Annotated in this window: 17 protein-coding genes and 3 pseudogenes; 13 read left to right on the top strand and 7 right to left on the bottom strand. The window is 68.9% G+C overall.

Annotation, left to right across the window (positions count from 1 at the left end; translation table 11 throughout):
- Positions 1-56: 56 nt before the first annotated feature.
- Entirely contained in the window at positions 57-932 is an 876-nt protein-coding gene (gene panB / locus ACZ6AQ_RS01975) for a 3-methyl-2-oxobutanoate hydroxymethyltransferase (protein ID WP_468756750.1), read from the bottom strand.
- Between the two features lie 366 nt (positions 933-1298).
- On the opposite strand from panB, the gene ACZ6AQ_RS01970 reads away from it, so the two are divergent.
- Positions 1299-2315: an endonuclease/exonuclease/phosphatase family protein gene (locus ACZ6AQ_RS01970; protein WP_468756749.1), complete on the top strand. Its 1017-nt coding sequence runs from the start codon at positions 1299-1301 to the stop codon at positions 2313-2315.
- Positions 2316-2631: 316 nt separating this feature from the next.
- Positions 2632-3867 (top strand): MFS transporter, encoded by a 1236-nt coding sequence (locus ACZ6AQ_RS01965; RefSeq protein ID WP_468756747.1) that lies wholly within the window; start codon positions 2632-2634, stop codon positions 3865-3867.
- Between the two features lie 249 nt (positions 3868-4116).
- Here the strand turns inward: ACZ6AQ_RS01965 and ACZ6AQ_RS01960 are convergent, their stop codons facing one another.
- The 3 genes from ACZ6AQ_RS01960 to ACZ6AQ_RS01950 form a co-directional block, all read right to left on the bottom strand.
- On the bottom strand, positions 4117-4536 hold the full coding sequence (locus ACZ6AQ_RS01960; protein WP_388696334.1) for a CBS domain-containing protein: 420 nt from the start codon (positions 4534-4536) through the stop codon (positions 4117-4119).
- A 126-nt stretch (positions 4537-4662) separates the two neighbouring features.
- On the bottom strand, positions 4663-5286 hold the full coding sequence (locus ACZ6AQ_RS01955) for a DUF305 domain-containing protein (RefSeq protein ID WP_468757060.1): 624 nt from the start codon (positions 5284-5286) through the stop codon (positions 4663-4665).
- 2 nt (positions 5287-5288) lie between these two features.
- Complete coding sequence (locus tag ACZ6AQ_RS01950) at positions 5289-5966, bottom strand: DUF3105 domain-containing protein (RefSeq protein WP_468756746.1); 678 nt, start codon at positions 5964-5966, stop codon at positions 5289-5291.
- Between the two features lie 776 nt (positions 5967-6742).
- Here ACZ6AQ_RS01950 and ACZ6AQ_RS01945 point away from each other — a divergent pair.
- From ACZ6AQ_RS01945 to ACZ6AQ_RS01935, 3 genes and pseudogenes are all read left to right on the top strand, one after another.
- Complete coding sequence (locus tag ACZ6AQ_RS01945; protein WP_388696341.1) at positions 6743-8104, top strand: glutamine synthetase family protein; 1362 nt, start codon at positions 6743-6745, stop codon at positions 8102-8104.
- 78 nt (positions 8105-8182) lie between these two features.
- Positions 8183-9031, top strand: a pseudogene (locus ACZ6AQ_RS01940) (XRE family transcriptional regulator); the annotation flags it as partial.
- A gap of 74 nt (positions 9032-9105) precedes the next feature.
- Positions 9106-9201: pseudogene (locus tag ACZ6AQ_RS01935) on the top strand (NUDIX hydrolase); the annotation flags it as partial.
- Here ACZ6AQ_RS01935 and ACZ6AQ_RS01930 read toward each other — a convergent pair.
- Both ACZ6AQ_RS01930 and ACZ6AQ_RS01925 read right to left on the bottom strand, forming a co-directional pair.
- Complete coding sequence (locus ACZ6AQ_RS01930; RefSeq protein WP_468756744.1) at positions 9189-9758, bottom strand: HD domain-containing protein; 570 nt, start codon at positions 9756-9758, stop codon at positions 9189-9191. The pseudogene ACZ6AQ_RS01935 and the gene ACZ6AQ_RS01930 sit on opposite strands and share 13 nt — an antisense overlap.
- Before the next feature lie 11 nt (positions 9759-9769).
- Entirely contained in the window at positions 9770-10216 is a 447-nt protein-coding gene (locus ACZ6AQ_RS01925; protein ID WP_468756743.1) for a GntR family transcriptional regulator, read from the bottom strand.
- Between the two features lie 314 nt (positions 10217-10530).
- Between ACZ6AQ_RS01925 and ACZ6AQ_RS01920 the strand changes: the two genes are divergently transcribed.
- The 7 genes and pseudogenes from ACZ6AQ_RS01920 to ACZ6AQ_RS01890 all read left to right on the top strand — a co-directional run bounded on the left by ACZ6AQ_RS01920 (position 10531) and on the right by ACZ6AQ_RS01890 (position 16429).
- Positions 10531-11421, top strand: coding sequence for a serine/threonine-protein kinase (locus tag ACZ6AQ_RS01920; RefSeq protein ID WP_468756742.1), 891 nt, complete (start codon positions 10531-10533; stop codon positions 11419-11421).
- 13 nt (positions 11422-11434) lie between these two features.
- Positions 11435-12859, top strand: coding sequence for a hypothetical protein (locus ACZ6AQ_RS01915; protein WP_468756741.1), 1425 nt, complete (start codon positions 11435-11437; stop codon positions 12857-12859).
- Positions 12860-14120: 1261 nt separating this feature from the next.
- A pseudogene (locus tag ACZ6AQ_RS01910) lies at positions 14121-14210 on the top strand (glutamine synthetase); the annotation flags it as partial.
- Positions 14211-14292: 82 nt separating this feature from the next.
- Positions 14293-14931: a hypothetical protein gene (locus ACZ6AQ_RS01905; RefSeq protein WP_468756740.1), complete on the top strand. Its 639-nt coding sequence runs from the start codon at positions 14293-14295 to the stop codon at positions 14929-14931.
- A 24-nt stretch (positions 14932-14955) separates the two neighbouring features.
- Positions 14956-15408 carry an NUDIX hydrolase gene (locus tag ACZ6AQ_RS01900; protein ID WP_468756738.1) on the top strand — a complete coding sequence of 151 codons (453 nt, stop codon included), beginning with the start codon at positions 14956-14958 and terminating at the stop codon, positions 15406-15408.
- Positions 15409-15461: 53 nt separating this feature from the next.
- A complete protein-coding gene (locus ACZ6AQ_RS01895) occupies positions 15462-15848 on the top strand; it encodes a hypothetical protein (protein ID WP_468756736.1) in 387 nt (128 codons plus the stop codon).
- Between the two features lie 86 nt (positions 15849-15934).
- A complete protein-coding gene (locus tag ACZ6AQ_RS01890; RefSeq protein ID WP_468756735.1) occupies positions 15935-16429 on the top strand; it encodes a GNAT family N-acetyltransferase in 495 nt (164 codons plus the stop codon).
- A gap of 152 nt (positions 16430-16581) precedes the next feature.
- Here the strand turns inward: ACZ6AQ_RS01890 and ACZ6AQ_RS01885 are convergent, their stop codons facing one another.
- Positions 16582-17013 carry a VOC family protein gene (locus ACZ6AQ_RS01885; protein ID WP_468756734.1) on the bottom strand — a complete coding sequence of 144 codons (432 nt, stop codon included), beginning with the start codon at positions 17011-17013 and terminating at the stop codon, positions 16582-16584.
- 403 nt (positions 17014-17416) lie between these two features.
- Here ACZ6AQ_RS01885 and ACZ6AQ_RS01880 point away from each other — a divergent pair, with 403 nt between their 5' ends.
- Positions 17417-18661: a cytochrome P450 family protein gene (locus ACZ6AQ_RS01880; RefSeq protein ID WP_468756732.1), complete on the top strand. Its 1245-nt coding sequence runs from the start codon at positions 17417-17419 to the stop codon at positions 18659-18661.
- Positions 18662-18675 lie beyond the last annotated feature (14 nt).

The raw sequence follows: 18675 nt of genomic DNA, 5'->3' as shown, positions 1-18675 counted from the left end.
GCTGTCGGCGGGCTGTCTGTGGGGCGTTCCCGAGCTTCCGGGAGGACCCCGCACCCTTAGTGGAAGGTGTGCTCCTCGGCCGGGAACGCCCCGCCGGAGACGTCCTCGGCGAAGGCGCGCGCGGCGTCGCCGAGCGTCTCGCGGAGGTTCGCGTACTGCTTGCTGAAGCGCGGCACCCTGCCGCCGGTCAGACCGGCCATGTCGGTCCAGACGAGGACCTGCGCGTCGGTCCCGGCACCGGCGCCGATGCCGATGGTCGGGACGTCCAGCGAACGGGTGACCTCGGCGGCCAGTTCGGCCGGCACGAGTTCCAGGACGACCGCGAACGCGCCCGCGTCCTGCGCGGCCTTGGCGTCGCGGAGCAGCCGGTGGGCGGCCTCGTCCGAGCGGCCCTGCACCCGGTAGCCCATGGTGTTGACGGACTGCGGGGTGAGGCCCAGGTGGGACATGACGGGGATGCCCGCCTGGACCAGCAGCTCGGTCTGCGGCAGCGAGCGCTCGCCGCCCTCCAGCTTGATCGCGCCGACACCGGCGTCCTTGACGAGCCGGGTGGCGTTGCGCAGGGCCTGGACGGGCCCCTCCTGGTACGAACCGAAGGGCAGGTCCCCGACGACGAGGGCCCGCCTGGTCCCGCGCACGACGGCGGCGGAGAGCAGGGTCATCTCGTCCATCGTGACGGGCACGGTGGTGTCGTAGCCGAGGTGACAGTTGCCCATCGAGTCGCCGACGAGGATCACGGGGATGCCGGCCTCGTCGAAGACGGAGGCGGTCATCGCGTCGTAGGCGGTGAGCATGGGCCACTTCTCGCCGCGCGCCTTGGCGGCGGCGATGTCGTGGACGGTGATGCGGCGGGTGCCCTTCCCCCCGTACAGCGACTTGTTGGTGCTGCCGCTGTGGTCGGCGGGCGGGTTCTGGGCAGCCTGAAGCGTCATGGCGAACGGCTCCTTGTCGTCATCTCGAGGCGCCCTCACGGCGTCCCCGGACCGCATCCATGGTGGCACTTCGGCGGGCGGACGGGGAAGTGGGCCGCAGTGGCGCTGTTCACACCGCCGTCACGGACGGGCCCGGCCGCCGGACGGCCGTGGGCACCACGGCGGGGGCTCCGCCCCGCCGCCCGGCACCGGGACGCGGACCCGTACGCATGTGCGCGTTCTGTCACAACCGTCGCGTAACGGCCTTCCGCAGGAACCCGCCACGCGCGGGCGTCGTCCCTGGGTGAGTACCGCCGTCCCGTGATCGCCTAGGGTCGCGGCGAGGCGGTACGGCGCACGGCGGCAAGGCAGCAGTGAGGACAGGCGATGACGCGGGTGGACATGACGGAGACCGAGTACGACGGCGCGGACGGCGGGCGCTCCCGGTTCCGGACCGCCCTCGCCCGGCTCCGCCGGGACCGGGGGATCTGGCGCCGGGGCATCCTGCTCGCGCTGGTCTCCCTGGCGCTCACCCTCCTGATGGTCTTCCACGCCGACATCCCCAACCGGGTCGGCAACCTGGGCAGCCTCACGGAGACCTTCCTGCCCTGGTGCGGCGTCCTCCTGCCGGTCCTGCTCGTCCTCGCCCTGCTCCGCCGGTCCGCCACCGCGCTGATCGCCCTGCTGCTGCCGGGCGCGGTGTGGCTGAACCTCTTCGGCGGCCTCGTCGCCGACAAGTCGGCCTCCGGCGGCGACCTGACCGTGGCCACCCACAACGTGAACGCCGACAACCCGGACCCCGAGGGGGCCGCCCGGCAGCTCGCCGGCTCCGGCGCCGACGTGCTCGCCCTGGAGGAGCTGAGGGGCGAGATGGTCCCGGTCTACGAGAAGGGCCTCGCCGAGGCGTACCCGTACCACTCCGTCCAGGGCACCGTCGGGCTCTGGAGCAAGTTCCCGCTGCGCGCCGCGCAGCCCGTGGACATCCACATGGGCTGGACCCGCGCCATGCGCGCCTCCGTCGTGACCCCCAAGGGCGAGCTGGCCGTGTACGTCGCCCACCTGCCCTCCGTGCGGGTCAGGATGGACGCGGGCTTCACCGCCAACCAGCGCGACACCAGCGCCAACGCGCTCGGCGAGGCCATCTCCCACGACCCGCGCGAGCGGATCGTCCTCCTCGGCGACCTCAACGGCACCATGAACGACCGCGCCCTCACCGCCGTCACCTCGCAGCTCCGCTCCACCCAGGGGGCCGCCGGCGACGGCTTCGGCTTCAGCTGGCCCACCTCGTTCCCGATGGCCCGCATCGACCAGATCATGGTCAAGAACGTCGAGCCCGTCTCCTCCTGGACGCTGCCCGCCACGAAGAGCGACCACCTCCCGATCGCGGCCCGCGTGAGGCTCTGAGCCCGCCCACGGGCGCCCGCCCCGCCCGGCCCGCCCGGCCGGGCTTTCCGGGGGCCCGTACGGGCCCGAGGGGGTCCCGTAGGGGCTCGGAACCGACCCGTACGGGACTTCCGGCCCCGTACGGGACTCCGGGACTCCGTACGGGTCTCCGGACGCCGTACGGGCTTCCCCATTCGGTCCCGTTCCGCAGCCCCCTCCTCGGCCCCCGCACCCCCCTGCCCCCCTTGCCCCCCGATCGTCCCCCTCGAAGCCGCCGGGAACATTTCACCTGCGACACTTTGTTCCGCAGAAGAACTAACTTCCGGAAAGGCTCCCCATGCCCCTGGCGCTGTTCGCGCTCGCCGTCTCCGCCTTCGGCATCGGCACCACCGAATTCGTGATGATGGGCCTCCTGCCCCAGGTCGCCGGCGACCTCGGCACCTCCGTCCCCACCGCCGGACACCTCGTCTCGGCGTACGCGATCGGGGTGGTCGTCGGCGCCCCGCTGCTCACCGCGCTCGGCTCCCGCATCCCGCGCAAGCGGATGCTGCTCCTGCTGATGGGCCTCTTCACCGTCGGCAACCTCGCCTCCGCCCTCGCCCCCGGTTTCGGCTGGCTCGTCGCGGGCCGGGCCCTCGCCGGCCTGCCGCACGGCGCCTTCTTCGGCCTCGGCGCGGTCGTCGCCGCCCGCCTGGTCCGCGAGGGACGGCAGGCGCGGGCGGTGGCCACGATGTTCCTCGGCCTCACCGTCGCCAACATCCTCGGCGTACCGGCCGCGACCCTGCTCGGCCAGCACCTCGGCTGGCGCGCCACCTTCCTGGTGGTCTCCGCGATCGGCCTGCTCGCCATGGCCGCGCTCGCCCGCCTCGTCCCGCCCATCCCCTTCGACGAGCGGCGGGGCCCGGGCCGCGAGGTGCGCGCCCTCGGCCGCCCGCAGGTGCTGCTCGGCCTGCTCACCGCCGTCTTCGGCTTCGCGGGCGTCTTCGCCGTCTACTCCTACCTCGCGTCGATGACGACCGAGGTGATGGGCTTCGGCGACTCCACCGTCACGATCGTCCTCGCCCTCTTCGGGCTCGGGATGACCGGCGGCGCGCTCGCCGCCGGACCCCTGACCGACCGGGCGCTGCGCCCCACCCTGTACGGCTCGCTCGCCGCCCTCGTCCTCGCCCTGGTCGCCTTCCGCTTCACCGTCCACGTGCCCTGGCTGGCCCTGGTCACGGTCGTGGTGCTCGGCGCGGTCGGCTTCATGACCACCACCCCGCTCCAGATGCTGGTCATGAACAAGGCCAAGGACGCCCCGACGCTCGCCTCCGCCTCCAACCACTCGGCCTTCAACCTCGCGAACGCGGGCGGCGCCTGGGCGGGCGGCGCGGCCGTCGCCGCCGGCTGGGGCTGGACCTCCCCGGCCCTCGTCGGCGCGGCCCTCACCGCCGCCGGCCTGGTGATCGCCGTGGTGGCGGGCCTGCTCGACCGCCGGGCACCGGAAGGATCCTCCCGCGTCGTGACGGGAAGCGACCCGGGAGCGGCCGACCCGGTCGCCGGCCGGCAGGAGGCTCCCGCCGGCGGTTCGTGACGGAAGGCCCGGTCCCCGCGGAGCCCTCCGCCGGAGCCCTCCGCCGGGATCCCGCCGTCCGACGGCCACCGGCACCTCTCCGAGCCCCGCCCTCCGACGGACGGTCGCCCGGCGGGCGCGCGAAGCACCCGCCGGGCGACCGTCCGGTCCTGGACGGGCCCGTCCTCGGCCGTCCGGTCCCGACAGGCCCGTCGGGACCGGACCGTCGGGACCGGACCGTCGGGACCGGCCCCGTTTTCGGCCGGCCCGTCAGGACTCGGCGTAGACGCTCACGCAGAACGCCCTGATCTGCTCGTCCGACAGGTGCTGCGCCAGCTCGGCCTCGCTGATCATGCCGACGAGCCGCTTGTCCTCGATGACGGGAATCCGCTTGATCCGGTGGCTCTGCATCTCCTCCAGGACGGTGCCCACGTCCGCGCCCGCCTCCACCCAGCGCGGAGTGCCCTTCGCCATCTCGCCGCAGGTGACCTTGGCCGGGTCGTGACCCATGGCCACACAGCCGACGACGATGTCGCGGTCCGTGATGATGCCGCAGAGCCGCTCGTTCTCGTCGGCGATGGGCAGCGCGCCCACCTTCAGGTCGCGCATCAGCTGCGCGGCGCGGTCGAGCGTCTCGTGGGCCGGGATCCAGCGGGCCCCGGAGTGCATGATGTCCTTCGCCGTGGTCATGGGGTCGCGTGCCTTTCGTCGAACGTCGTCGTACGAGTCCCCGAGCCCCCTCATTGTCGGCGCGCGGCACGGCCCCCGCGACCGCAGGGGTCACGGGGGCCGTGGAGCCGTACGGGGGCCGGACGATCAGGCCCCGCGCTCCTTCAGCATGTCCGCCATCAGCAGCATCTCGGACTTCTGCGCGTCGACCATGCCCTGGGCGAGCGCGCGCTCGGCGCCCACGGAGCACTTCCGGACGCAGCCCTCGGCCATGTGGACCCCGCCCCTGTGGTGCTCGGTCATCAGCTTCAGGTACAGGACCTCGGCCTCCCGGCCGTCGGCCCTCCGCAACTCCTCGATCTGCGACTTGGTCGCCATGCCCGGCATGAGCGCCCCGTCCAGCGGGCCGGTGCCGCCCGAGCCGCCCATGCCCATCCAGGTCATCGGCTCGACGCCGGACTCGTTCTTGGGCAGCCCCCACAGGTCGAGCCAGCCGAGCATCATGCCCCGCTGGTTGGCCTGCGTGTTGGCGATGTCGTACGCGAGCCGGCGCACGGCCTCGTCCTTCGTCCGGTCCCGGACGATGAACGACATCTCGACGGCCTGCTGGTGGTGGACCGCCATGTCCCGGGCGAACCCGGCGTCCGCCGACGTGGAGACGGGGGTGGCGGGGGCCTCGTCGCGGTCCGCGGAGGCGACGGTGACGGCGCCCCCGGCGAAGAGCAGCGCGAGGACGACGGCGGTGACCGCCGCGCCCTGCGTACGGCCCAGCCTCACTGCCCCATCCCCGCACCGCCCGCGCCGCTCGCGTCGAGGCCGCCCGTGCAGGCCGCGCCCGGCTCGGGGGTCTGCGTCCCCTGCACGTACTTGGTGAAGAAGGCGTCCACGCGCGGATCGTCCGCGCCGTCCACGGTCACCTGCTTGCCCCAGGCGGACAGCATGATCGCCCCGGCCTGGTCGTCCACCGGGCTCATCAGCGAGTACTTGGTCTTACCGACCTTGTCGGCCAGCTTCTTCACGTCGGCCTCGGGGGCCTTCTTGGTGTACGTGACCCAGACGGCGCCGTGCTCCAGCGAGTGGACGGCGTTCACCTCGGGGATCGCCTTCGTGTAGACGTCGCCGTCGCAGTTCATCCACACCGGGCTGTGGTCGCCGCCGACCGGCGGCTTCATGTCGTACTTCACGGCCGTCTCGACGTGGTTGCGGCCCAGCTTGGCCGGGTCCCAGCTCTTCTCGGCGGAGATCGGGGCCTTGGCGGCGGCCTCCTTCTGCTCCCGCTCGTCGGACTTCTTCATCAGGACGAAGGAGCCGAAGCCGACGAGGCCCAGCACGACGACGGCGGAGACGCCGATGGTGATCAGACGGTTGCGGCGCTCACGGGCCTGTTCGGCGCGGCGCATCTCCTCTATTCGGGCGCGGCGGTCGGCGGTGGCGGAACGGTTGGCGGCCATGGTGGTGTCGTCCTTCTTCGGGAAGTCTTCGGGAAACCCGCGGAGGGGTCCCGGGAGTTCTTCGGGGATTCTTCGGGAACGGGCGGTGTCCGGGGACGGCTGGGGTCCGGGGACGGACGTGCGGACGGGGGCGGGAGGCCCGTCGCCGCTATGTCCGGAGAACTTGAAGGACGTGCAGGTCCGGTGCGCGCGGCCGGACGCCCGAACGGCGCGCCGGCCCGTCGCCGGAGGCCGGGGCGGGGCGCGGAAGCCCGTCCGCCGCGTGGAGCGGGGGGTCGAGCGGGGGCGCGCCGAGCACCGCGGGGGAGGGGGAGGGGACGAGCGAGCAGCCGTTCCGGTCGTGAGGACAGACGTACTCGGCGGAGACCGGGCTCACCGTCGACGCCCGCTGTTCCGCCCGGGCCCCGTGCCGGGCTTCCGGCCCCGTCCCGGAACAGAGGAAGAGCATGGCGAGGAGCGTCGCCACGGCACTCACCAGCGCCGTGGGACGTGCGTGCCGGAACGGGCGTACGAGCCGCGGTCCCCCCATGGGGGCAGATCGTAGTGGGCGAAGGCCCCCCGTGGGCCGAACGGGGTACCCGCGGGTACCGGCGGGCGGACGGGGAAAGGGGGGAACGGGGGCCCGGATCCGCCCCTCCCCCGTTACCCGGGCCACCGTTGAGCGGGCAGTATGGGTGTGCAACGTGCGCGAAACCATGTGGTGGGATGCTCAGGTGCCCCCGATGAGCCCGAGGCGGTGGGATCAGGCGGCCCGACCAGCGAGGATGGGTGTGGAAATGGACAAGCAGCAGGAATTCGTGCTCCGTACGCTCGAAGAGCGCGACATCCGCTTCGTGCGCCTGTGGTTCACCGACGTGCTCGGCTTCCTCAAGTCGGTGGCCGTGGCCCCCGCCGAACTGGAGCAGGCGTTCGACGAGGGCATCGGCTTCGACGGCTCCGCGATCGAGGGCTTCGCCCGCGTCTACGAGTCGGACATGATCGCCAAGCCGGACCCGGGCACCTTCCAGATCCTGCCGTGGCGCGCGGAGGCCCCGGGCACGGCCCGGATGTTCTGCGACATCCTCATGCCGGACGGCTCCCCGTCCTTCGCGGACCCGCGCTACGTCCTCAAGCGGGCCCTCGCCAAGACCTCGGACCTGGGCTTCACCTTCTACACCCACCCCGAGATCGAGTTCTTCCTCCTCAAGGACAAGCCGCTCGACGGCTCCCGGCCCACCCCGGCCGACAACTCGGGCTACTTCGACCACACGCCGCAGAACGTCGGCATGGACTTCCGCCGCCAGGCCATCACGATGCTCGAATCGATGGGCATCTCGGTGGAGTTCTCCCACCACGAGGGCGCCCCGGGCCAGCAGGAGATCGACCTCCGCTACGCCGACGCGCTCTCGACCGCCGACAACATCATGACCTTCCGCCTGGTCATGAAGCAGGTGGCCCTCGAACAGGGCGTGCAGGCCACCTTCATGCCCAAGCCGTTCTCGGAGTACCCGGGTTCGGGCATGCACACCCACCTCTCCCTCTTCGAGGGCGACCGGAACGCCTTCTACGAGTCGGGCGCGGAGTACCAGCTCTCCAAGGTGGGCCGCTCCTTCATCGCGGGCCTCCTGAAGCACGCCGGCGAGATCTCCGCCGTCACCAACCAGTGGGTCAACTCGTACAAGCGCATCTGGGGCGGCTCCTCCCGCACGGCGGGCTCGGGCGGCGAGGCCCCCTCGTACATCTGCTGGGGCCACAACAACCGCTCGGCCCTCATCCGCGTCCCCATGTACAAGCCGGGCAAGACGGGTTCCTCCCGCGTCGAGGTCCGCTCCATCGACGCGGGCGCCAACCCGTACCTCACCTACGCGGTCCTCCTCGCCGCCGGCCTCAAGGGCATCGAGGAGGGCTACGAACTCCCGGCGGGCGCCGACGACGACGTCTGGGCCCTCTCCGACTCGGAACGCCGCGCGATGGGCATCGAACCCCTCCCGCAGAACCTCGGCGAGGCGATCGCCCTGATGGAGAAGAGCGAACTGGTCGCGGAAACCCTGGGCGAACACGTCTTCGACTTCTTCCTGCGCAACAAGAAGCAGGAGTGGGAGGAGTACCGCTCCGAGGTCACGGCGTTCGAGCTGCGGAAGAACCTGCCGGTGCTGTGACCGCAGGTCAGGGCAGGTAGAACCTGGAACTGACGTTCAGGGTCGACGGGGTGACGACCCGTCGACCCTGAGTCCTGCGCGGACCTACTGAGCCGGATTGACGCGGCCGGCAGCCTGAGTCAGTCCATGGTCCCGTCGTTCCTGGCCCAGACCGAACTGCTCCGAACCATGGACCGACAGATGGGCGCGACCGGCCTGGTCGACCAGATGAACGGCCACCTGGCGGCCATGCAGGAAACGTTGGCTTTCGCCGTGCTGCCGGGGGCGCGACGGCCCATCACGACTGCCCTCGCGGGAGCATCCACCCTCGCCGCCTGGCAGGCGCTGGATGTCGGCGCAGTGGACCGGGCATGGTGGTGGTACGAGCTTGCCAAGAAAGCGGCCCAGGACGCCGAGTCCCCGTGGTACCTGGCGCACGCCATGGGCGAGCAGGCGTACGTCCTCGCGGACGCCGGTCGACCTCAACTGGCGGTCGAGCTGGTGCGAGGTGCTCAGCGCACCCACTCCGAACGCCAATCACCTCGCCTCAGGGCGTGGCTGGCGGCGGCCGAGGCGGCGATGGAGTCGGCAGCGAGGGCGGCGCTTGAGCGGGCGACCGCGCTCCTTCCGGACGACGGCGAGGTGCGTGACGCCGACATGCTGAGCATCTTCCTCAACACCGTTCACCTGACGAGGTGGCGAGGGAACGTCCTGGCCATGCTCGGCGACGCCTCAGCGATGGAGGAACTGTACGCGTCGCTCCGAAGTGCCGACGAGACCTTCGTGCGTGCGAACTCCGGCATTCACTGCGACTCCACCCAGGCGCACTTCGCCTGGGGCGAGCTGAACGAAGCGCGGACCCACCTTCAGAAGGCCCGGTCGCTGGCGAACAGTACGGGTTCCGTGCGGTATCGCCGGTGCGTGGAGCTTCTTACCGGGCGCCTCTAGACCGGGACGCGAGGATGTGGAGCAGGGCCAGAGTGTGCCGGAGCCCATGAGTCAAAGAGGTCCGCTAGATGGCTCCGGCAGACCTCGATGACTTGGACATCCATCCGTCTATGAGGCTGAGGATCCAGCACGGCCTGGACGAGTCGCGGCGCGAGCCCTACATCGGCTGAGCGCCACCTGTGACGGCGGCCATGCGGCCCTCCACGCGCTCGTTGGCGGCATGGATCTCAGGCGTCGCCCGCTGGATGAACCGCCCCACGATCGTGTCCGGGTCATACCGCTGCACGATCTCGTCCAGCCGGGCTGCCGGCGTCGTGTGCTCGTCGGTGGGCGTCGTCGTCATGTCGGACACGATGAGCGCGTCCACCAGCTCGGGGCGCTCCAGCTCGAACTCCGTCTCCAGCTCATGCCGGAGGCCCCGCTCTTCTGCTTCTAGGAGCGCGCAGGAGTGGTGGGCCACGAGCCGGACGCCCCGCTCGTCGGCGCCTTCTTCGTCTCGGAGGAATCGTGCACCGTCTAGAGGGTGGAAGCCGGTGATGGCGATGGAGGGGGAATAGCCGATGTCGTGCAGGACAGCCGCGGCCTCCAGCAGCTCAGCGTCCCGTCCCAGGATCGGGCTGAGGGATCGGGCCCGCTTGGCCACCCCTAGGGAATGCGCCCAGCGGCGCGGCAACGGCTCGGACAGCAGCGATTCAGAGAGTGAGTACGCCCACTTGGTAAGCCCCATGAGGGACAAGGCTACGGCCGAGCGAAAGAAGTCGGGAGAACGCGTACTGTGCGTCCTTTGCCATGAGCGGTGTCGAGCAACCCGTTCCCCTCCATCTGCGCGAGCGTACGGCGGACGGCCGTGCGGGAGGCTCCGAAGCGCTCGCAGAGCTTTGACTCGGACGGGAAGGCGTCGCCCACCCCTAGCGAGTCCAGTGCAATGACGTCTGTCATCAGATCAATCAGCGGCCGACGCTGAGCGCCGGCCGCTACTCGCCAACCGACACCGGGGGAGGACTCCACAACTCCTTCAGCCTCCAATACCTTCAGCACCCGACGGACGGTGTTGCGCGAGACGTTCCGTGAACGCGTCAGGGTGGCCTCGGACGACAAGGCCTCCGTGATCACTCCGTCTTCGATCTCGGTGCGAATCGACGTCGCGATGACCAGGTATGTTCCGCGAGGGTTCGCCTCCGCCACGGTGACTCCTCTCTTAGTCCCCTGTGAGGGGCGCATGCCAGGGGCGCTGCGATGAAGCGGCTCGGTTGAACGCCAGGGGCCTGGCCGTATCCAACTCGCGCCCTAGGCGTCCGTGGAGATCAGAGTCAAAGAACTCGCCGTATAGGGCGGGATCTAGCCAATGGCGTAAATCACTATCCTAAATTGACTGGATAGTCTAAATTTTCCCCTTAGCTTGCCCTGTCTGCTTTTGCGTAAATTTCGACGTCCGCCTTCCTCAGTCTGGTGGGGCAAATCATTGCAACCACTTGCGGCGCGCTCTGGAAACTGGATGATTGAACTACAGCAAGTCATCGCCTCCCACGTACCGCAGTCCACCGAACAAGTTGCGAAGCGAGACGTCTTTGAACCAACCCCATATCGCCCCACGTTTCAGCGCCGATGAGGTTGCTAATTGTTTGGGCGCACCTGTGACGTTTCTCGGATCGGGTGCGTTCGGCGACACGTGGAAAGTCGGCGACGAGGCTGTAAAGGTCATCTGCGGAGATGACTACCCGAAAGCTCGTCTTGAGCGTGAAGTGGAAGGACTTACGCGCGTTAACTCGCCCTATGTGGTGAATTTTCGCGGACTGACAGAGCTCGACCTCGGGGGAAAGGTTCGCCCTACTCTACGCTTTGAATATATATCCGGCGGGGATGTTGAGGGGGTTTTGAAGCGGGGTGAGGTGGTTCCGCTAGAGTCCGCTGCCGATTTTTTGCGAGGCCTCCTTCTGGGGGTCCAAGCTCTCCATAAGGCCTCCACGATCCACAGGGACGTAAAGCCGGCCAACATCTCCCTCCGTAATGGGGATTGGGCGCAGCCGGTGCTGCTAGACCTCGGCCTATCTAAGCATATAGATGCCAATACCATTACCGTGTACCCCGGTCACATTGGTACCCCGCCATATATGGCGCCCGAGCAGTTGGAGGGGCGTCGCGCGCGCAAGGCGGCTGACCTTTGGGCTGTTGGAGTCTCGGTTCGCCAGCTCATTACTGGAAGGCATCCGTTCTATCTGCCGGATGAGAAATACAGTATCGAAGAAGCCCATGCGAAGCTGATGGAGGGGCCTGAACGCCTTCCCGAGAGTTGCCCGGAGAACGTTAAAACCGTTTTGGGCAGGCTCACTGCGGTTGTAGAGCACGAACGAGGCAGTAGTGCCAGCAATCTTATGCGGCTCGGGGCATAACAAGGAGGTTAGGGTGGCGCACGAGGAGCCGGATCCGATGTCTGAGGAAAGTCTCGACTGGCTGGATGAGCAAGGCAGCATCGCGGAAGCGGTCGACGAGGGACAGCTAGAGGATGCCGCAGCAGAGGCGTATTTGGCTGCTGAAGACGAATACGTTCCCATGGCCGATGGAACCGGATATCTGGTAGTGGGAGGTGCGGAGGGCGGTAGCGTTGTGTCCGCTCTGCCGCCGGGGTCCGCCTTGACGGCCTCCTCCGCCGCGCCAGCATTGAAAAGCAGAGATGAGACGTTGCAGGGTAAGCTGCCAGTTTACCTCGTGCATCGGGGAGGGCAGCGAGGTGACCTCCTTCCCTTGGTGATGGGACAGCTGCATCACCAGTATGGCCACTCCATGTCGATAGGAACTGTGGCGTACCTGCCGGCAGTTAAAGGGGACAAGCTGCGATCTTTCTTCGCGCAGGCCTCGGTGGCTTCGCTGCGAATTGCGGACCCTCAGTGCTATCGCCTAGATGGGAAGGTGCTCCGCCTCGATAAGGAGCCTATCGGAAAGCGTGCGTGGGACTATGCGCCGTACCTTGCTTCCACCGAAGCGGCTGATTGGGAGCAGCGGGTCCTGGATGCCCAAAGGGATGTTAATGCGAACCTTTTGCTGACGCCAGGGAGAGCTCTGGATCCTGATGACCCGCAGGGATCATTGGACTCGATGTTCCAAAGCGCCGATAAAGCTCTGGCGTTGATGGAGCAAGGTGAGCGTCTAGCGCTGAATATAACGCTCCCTTCTCGTTGGCTCACCAATGAAGCTTTGCGCAACAGGCTGCTGGACGAGATCCTCGACCAGGATCATTTCGACGTTCTTTATGTTCGAACCCAGTGGTCTCAGAGCAAGGCATTCGCGCCTACCGAGGATGCTGCGCTTCTCACAGGAATAAAGAAGCTGGCCAACCTCTGTCAGGACGAAGAGAGGTCCCTGCTTCTTCCGCAGACAGGCCTTACGGGTTGGTTTGCTCTCGCTCACGGCGCTACGGGCTATGGCTTGGGTGTAAGCGGTACTGATCAGTGCTTCGCAGAATATGTCTTTCGGCGGGGCCGCTCGGGGCAGCAGCTGGCGCAGAGGTACTTCGAGCGGAAAATGCTGCACACGGTAGACCGGGCTGCACACGACGTCGTGGCATCCACCCCTGGTTACATTCAGTGTGACTGCGCCTATTGCACGGACCTTCTCCGGAATGAACCGTGGTCACATGTACTTTCCGCTTTGCATCATCTCTACAGTATGGGTGCGCTGACGGCCAAGGTTCACGATGAGTCGGCCCGTCCCGGTGGTCGTCATGCGGCAGTCAGGAGAATTGTGGCTGCGGCTATGAAGTGGGCAAGTGGGCTGCCTCTTGGTACGAGTGATTTTCCTCGCCATTTGGCCGCCTGGGATCAGGTCCTGTAGTAGTCGTCAGATTGACCCCAAAAACAAGGCCGACGGGGCCGCTCACCTGGCCGTTCGCATACAGGTGGGCGGCCCGCTCGACCAACAGCTCCCGGTATACGTTCATTGCGCGCCCACGACCTTTCGGGCTGGGAGAGACCACTCGCTTGATGCCGTCTTTTGCGTGCAAAGTTGCTAGCCCAATACCTGCGCGTGTAAACCACTCCTCGTGCGCCGAGGCGGGTCCTGAGTGAGACGAATCGAGGACTAGCCAAGATTCATCCGCAGAAGCTCCGTGTCTAAGGGTTTGTCCGTAGCCGCCACGCCAATCTCGGATCTTCACTTCGATTGTGCAGACACGTCTTGCGAGACTTTCGAATTTAGAGATAGCGCGCCAATGGCCTCGGCGTTCCCTCTCTACGTGTCCGCATTCTGCCAGGCGTGGCAAAACGGTAGATGAGATGTACTTTGAGCTCCAAGGGAGCTGATTTGCCAGATCTGCGGCTGTCACGGTTTCATCGGGGAAGCTGTTAATGGCGAGTGTGACACTCATGTCCGAGAGGTCGGTAATGAAAGACTTTCGACTGGTCAGTCTTCGCTTTATGGCGCGCTTGTTAAAGTCGCAGAATACGATGTCGGGGATCCCGGCACTTGTTTGCACCTCGAAGAGGGTTTCGCTTCTACCTGGCATTAATTGAGCGGCTTGCTTCGCAATCGGCTCTAGCATGTCCGCTTCCCTTGCGAATTGTTCCTTCGGCACGCTCGTGCTCCTCGGCTTAGACTCCGCGAGTAAGTATAGGCTTTCAGCCTGCTTGCGGCTACGTCCACCGGACGAACCTTGGGAATCTTCATCTAATTCCCTCTAACGGCGATTCCGTTCGGGTCGTGCCCGAAACATCCCCAGCTGTCGGGGCTAGTCATCGACGCGCATGACGTCAACACATGTGCGCTGGTAGGTGATCACCTATCGCTTCACGGCAACCCGACTGGGCCTCCCTAGCTGAACGGTCATGTGTGACGGATCTATGAGTGTGAGGTCTGGCTGCCCGAAGACGAGCACCTGGGGTTGCCTCGTACTCATGAACTCGGCTGTCCCGCCCACTTCACTCAGGCCTCGTTAGCAATGGCCTGCGTACTATCCCGCTACCGGTTCCCTACCCTGGGCCGTCCCGGGGCCCTCCGAGGGCGGCCCAGAGGCACCACTGGCCACCAAGGACCACCGCATGTGAGGCTCCCCCAACTGCCATATCAGCGATCTAGGGAAGCCGGAGAGATGGCTCGTTACTTCCTGCGCAACAAGAAGCAGGCGTGGGAGGAGTACCGCTCCGAGGTGACGGCGTTCGAGCTGAGGAAGAATCTGCCGGTGCTGTGACCCCCTCGGTCGGCGCGGCCCGGAGCCGACGGCTGCGCACCGCCGGCGCCGGGCCGTTCCGTCGTCCGTCACCATGGTGGGCATGACCGACGGAATAACCTGGCTCGCCGCTCCCCGGGCGGTCGCGTACGGCGGCTACGGCGTGGTTCTGGCGCGCGGCCTGGACGAGGAAGGGCTTGCGTCCCGGCTCGCGGAGGCGGTGTACGGGGACCGGCGTACCGTGCGTCCGCTGGGCGAGCTGACCGGCGCGGACCTGATCGAGGAGCTGGAGGACGCGTACGACTCCGAGGAGACGGCGCTGCGTCTCGGCCGGGACGGCGCGTGGGTCTTCGCCGTCATGTACGGGCTCTGGCAGGGCGAGTTCGAGAGCCTGGAGCCCGTCTCGCGCGGCGGTGCCCACGTCTTCCACCTGGAATTCGAGGAGGAGAACGGCAAGCCGGTACCGCCGTTCTTCCGGTACTTCCACGACGGGCGCGTCATGTGCGACCTCAACCTCCACCTGGACCGCTCGTGGGGCTCCAGCGGCGTGGAGGGGGACCCCGGCGTCGCCCCGCACGTCGAGCGGTTGCTCGCGGAGGCCGGCCTGCCCGACGAGAGCCTTCCTCCCCGGGACGCCCACCGCACCTCACTGCACGTCCTGGAACGCCACTTCGGGCTCTCCCTGCCCCGTGCCCGGGTCCTGGAGGAGCCGCTTCCCTCCGTGGTCCTGGAGACCGGGTAAGGGGGCCCTCCTAGGCTTCCGCGCATGAGTAACAGCGCTTCCGGAGCCCGGTCGACGTCACCCCTGCACTCGGTCTCCGTGGCCGGGGCCGTCGTGCGGGAGGACGGGCGGTTGCTGGCCGTTCGTCGGGCCGACAACGGTACGTGGGAGCTGCCGGGTGGGGTGCTCGAACTCGGCGAGACTCCGCAGGAAGGGGTCGTGCGGGAGGTTCTGGAGGAGACCGGGGTTCAGGTCGAGGTCGGGCAGCTCACCGGGGTCTACAAGAACCTCGCCCGGGGGATCGTCGCCCTGGTGTTCCGGTGCCAGCCCGTGGGCGGGGGCGAACGGACCTCCGACGAGGCCACCGCCGTCGAGTGGCTCGCTCCTGCCGAGGTCCGGGAGCGGATGGCCGAGGTGTACGCCGTGCGGCTCCTCGACGCCCTTGACGGGGCGGGGCCCCATGTGCGCGCTCATGACGGGCAGCGGTTCGTTTCGTAGAGGCGCCGGTTGTTCGGTGGTCGGCGGTCGAGCATCGCAAGTACGGTCCGGACATGTGCACTTACGCCTTCGTCCACTACAAGCTGCACTACGCCTGCGTGCCGTGCCGAATCAGTTTCAAGCGGCACCCCCGCAGTGCCGGGCACACGTGTCCCCGCTGCTCCAAACCGATGCTGTGCGCCGGGCACGACTTCGCGGCGCCCCGGCGCAGTGACCGGAAGGCGTGGTCGGTCGTCGCGGTCGTGCTCCGGGCCGGGCTCCGGTACGAGGGGTTCGAGGCGTGCGGGTGCGGGCGGGAGCCGAAGTTCCGGCCCCGGACCCGGGCCCAGGTGCGGGCCCGGCGTGTCGCCGCCGCCCGGACCGGCGTTCCGTTCGCGGAGGTGCTCGGGCGGGTCGAGCCGTCGGAGCCGCCCCGGCCCCGGTCGCGCCGATCCCGCTGACCGGGCCGGGCACGGCGTACGCGGTGCGGTCACCGGGTCGGCAAAAGCCGTTGCCCGGCGTCCCGGCGGCCGATCAGACTTCCGGGGTGAAGATCTCTCCCGTCGCCACCGCGCGACTCCTCCTGCACCCGCTCACCGCCGACGAGGCCGAGCGGATCGTCGCTCGGGCGCCCCTCGCCGGGGACCTCTGGGCGGAGGGGTACCCCCAGGACGGTGACGTCCGCGCGTGCACCGGGCTCCTGCGGGGGGTCGCCGGGCGCGGGGACCCGGGGGTGTTCCGGCCGTACGAGATACGGCTCCGGGACACGGGTGCCGCCGTCGGCGGGATCGGGTTCCACGGGCCGCCCGACGAGGTCGGGGTCGTCACCGTGGGGTACGGGCTCGTGCCCGGTGTCCGGGGGAACGGGTACGCCTCTGAGGCCCTGCGCGCGCTCCTCGAAACCGCGCGGGTGGCCGGCGTCGCCGGGGTGAAGGGCGACGCCGACCTGGACAACCCGGCCTCGCACCGGGTCATGGAGGCCGCCGGGATGCGGCGCGTCGCGGAGGGCGACGGACTCCGGCACTTCTATCTGGGGTTCTGAGACCCGCCCGGTCGCCCGGGATTCCGGAGCGTCTGTCCGGCCGCCCGGGGCTCCGAGTCCCGCCCGTTTGGCCGGCGGTCCGGGGCCCGCCCGGTCGTCCGGACCCCGGGACCCGGAGCCTGCGCGGCCCCCGGGGCCCGGACCCGTCCGGTTCAGCGTTCCGACAGCTCCGACGGGGCCTCCTGGACCACCCAGCCGTTGCCGTCCGGGTCCTCGAAGGTCATGAACGAGTTCCAGGTGTCGCCCTTCCCCTCCTCCCAGCCCGTCGCGCCCACGTGCATCACCGGCGAGACCTCGACGCCCCGGTCCACCAACTCCTTCCGCGCCGCCTCGATGTCCGTGACGCAGACCTGGAGGCCGTGCAGGCCGCCCGGGGCCGTCTCCTTCGCGCCGGGCATCGTCGGCATCCCGCTCAGCAGCGCGATCGAACAGCGCGAGCCCGGCGGGGTCACCTGGACGATCCGCACGCCCGGGGCCACCTCGTTGTCCAGGTCGACGGTGAAGCCGCACTTCTCGCCGTAGAACTCCTTCGACCGGTCCACGTCGGTGACCGGGACGGGGACGACTTCCAGCGTCCAGTTCATGAGGTTCCTCTTTCTCCGCCGGGGGATTCCGCAGGACCACCCCACCGTCGCCCGGAGAGCCGCTCCGCGCACCCCGACCCGCCGGTACGGCCCCCCGGAACGCCGTTCTTTCCGGCCCGCCTTCCGGTACGTCCCCCTTCGTGCCGTACGACGCGGAGAACCGGTCGCGGACGAAGGTCCCCGCGACACGCAACGTCCCTATAGTGAGCCACCGTTGAGCACGCGAACGCGGCGCGTACGGCCACCGCCCGGGAGTCCGGGAGTCCGGGAGTCCGGAATCCGTGGTGCGCCCTCCTCGCGCCGGGGCCGCACCGGACCGCCGTGTCCTCCGCTCCTCCGCGCGGCGCGCACGCCGTTCCCCGCCCGCCCCGCCCGCATCCCGCCCGTACGACAGGAGCCCCTCGTGAAGTGCCCCCACACCGCCACCCAGGCCGGCGGGACCGTCGTCATCGACCCGATGGTCCGGGACCTCGACGGCGAGACGGCGCGGCTGCGCGACGCCGGACCGCTGGCCCGGATCGACCTGCTCGGCGTGCCCGCCCTCGCCGTCACCCGGCACGCCGACGCCCGGCGGCTCCTGACGGACCCCCGGCTGGTGAAGGACCTCGGCGCCTGGAGCCGGTGGCGGAGCGGCGAGGTGACGCACGCGTGGCCGCTCATCGGAATGATCGACGCCGGGCGGTCCATGTTCACCGTCGACGGCGACGAGCACCGCAGGCTGCGGGCCAAGACCTCCCAGGCGCTCACCCCCCGCCGCCTCGAAGCGATACGCCCCGCCGTCGAGAGGTTCACCGCCGAACTCCTCGACGCGCTGGAGGAGGGCGGGAAGGACGGGGCCGTCGTCGACCTCAAGGCCGTGTTCGCGCAGCCGCTGCCCATGCGGGTCGTCGGCATGCTGATGGGCGTCGACCCCGCCGAGAACGCCATGCTGACCCGTCAGTACAAGAAGTTCTTCTCCATGCTCACCCCGCAGGACGAACGCCTCGCCCTCCTCGCCGACCTCGACGTCTTCTACGCCGGTCTCGTCCGCGAGAAGACCGCGCGGCCCGCCGACGACCTGACCTCCGCGCTGATCCTCGCCGACGAGGGCGGCGAGCCGCTGACCGAGGAGGAGGCGATCGGCAACCTCAAGGCGATGGTCGCCGCCGGGCACGAGACGACGATCGGGCTCATCCTCAACGCCGTACGGGCCCTCCTCGCCCACCCCGGCCAGCTGAGGAAGGTCCTGGACGGAGCGGTCTCCTGGGAGGCCGTGATCGAGGAGACCCTGCGGTGGGACACCCCGACCACCCACCTCCTGATGCGGTTCGCCACCGAGGACGTCGAGGTGGGCGACGACGTCGTCCCCGAGGGGGAGGGCGTGGTCGTCTCCTACCGGGCGGTCGGGCGCGACACCGGACAGCACGGCCCCGACGCCGACGCGTTCGACGTCACCCGGCCCGCGCCCGTGCGGCACATGGCGTTCGGGCACGGCCCGCACATCTGCCCCGGCGCGGCCCTCTCCCGCCTCGAGGCCGGGATCGCCCTGCCCGCCCTCTTCGCGCGCTTCCCCCGGCTGCGGCTCGCGGTGCCCGACGACGGACTCCGCAGGCTTCCCGTGATGACGCAGAACGACCTGGAGGCTTTTCCCGTCCTCCTCGACGCCTGAGGGCGGGGCCCGGA

The organism is Streptomyces sp. NPDC041191 (assembly GCF_055591945.1).
This window is presented reverse-complemented; position numbering and strand designations above follow the sequence as displayed.

Bases quoted from the DNA above. Each gene is read 5' to 3' on its own strand.
- ACZ6AQ_RS01895 (WP_468756736.1), top strand. From the start codon at position 15,462: ATGTGCACTTACGCCTTCGTCCACTACAAGCTGCACTACGCCTGCGTG.
- ACZ6AQ_RS01905 (WP_468756740.1), top strand. From the start codon at position 14,293: ATGACCGACGGAATAACCTGGCTCGCCGCTCCCCGGGCGGTCGCGTAC.
- ACZ6AQ_RS01930 (WP_468756744.1), bottom strand. From the start codon at position 9,758: ATGGGGCTTACCAAGTGGGCGTACTCACTCTCTGAATCGCTGCTGTCC.
- ACZ6AQ_RS01970 (WP_468756749.1), top strand. From the start codon at position 1,299: ATGACGCGGGTGGACATGACGGAGACCGAGTACGACGGCGCGGACGGC.
- panB (WP_468756750.1), bottom strand. From the start codon at position 932: ATGACGCTTCAGGCTGCCCAGAACCCGCCCGCCGACCACAGCGGCAGC.
- ACZ6AQ_RS01945 (WP_388696341.1), top strand. From the start codon at position 6,743: ATGGACAAGCAGCAGGAATTCGTGCTCCGTACGCTCGAAGAGCGCGAC.
- ACZ6AQ_RS01900 (WP_468756738.1), top strand. From the start codon at position 14,956: ATGAGTAACAGCGCTTCCGGAGCCCGGTCGACGTCACCCCTGCACTCG.
- ACZ6AQ_RS01885 (WP_468756734.1), bottom strand. From the start codon at position 17,013: ATGAACTGGACGCTGGAAGTCGTCCCCGTCCCGGTCACCGACGTGGAC.
- ACZ6AQ_RS01950 (WP_468756746.1), bottom strand. From the start codon at position 5,966: ATGGCCGCCAACCGTTCCGCCACCGCCGACCGCCGCGCCCGAATAGAG.
- ACZ6AQ_RS01960 (WP_388696334.1), bottom strand. From the start codon at position 4,536: ATGACCACGGCGAAGGACATCATGCACTCCGGGGCCCGCTGGATCCCG.
- ACZ6AQ_RS01965 (WP_468756747.1), top strand. From the start codon at position 2,632: ATGCCCCTGGCGCTGTTCGCGCTCGCCGTCTCCGCCTTCGGCATCGGC.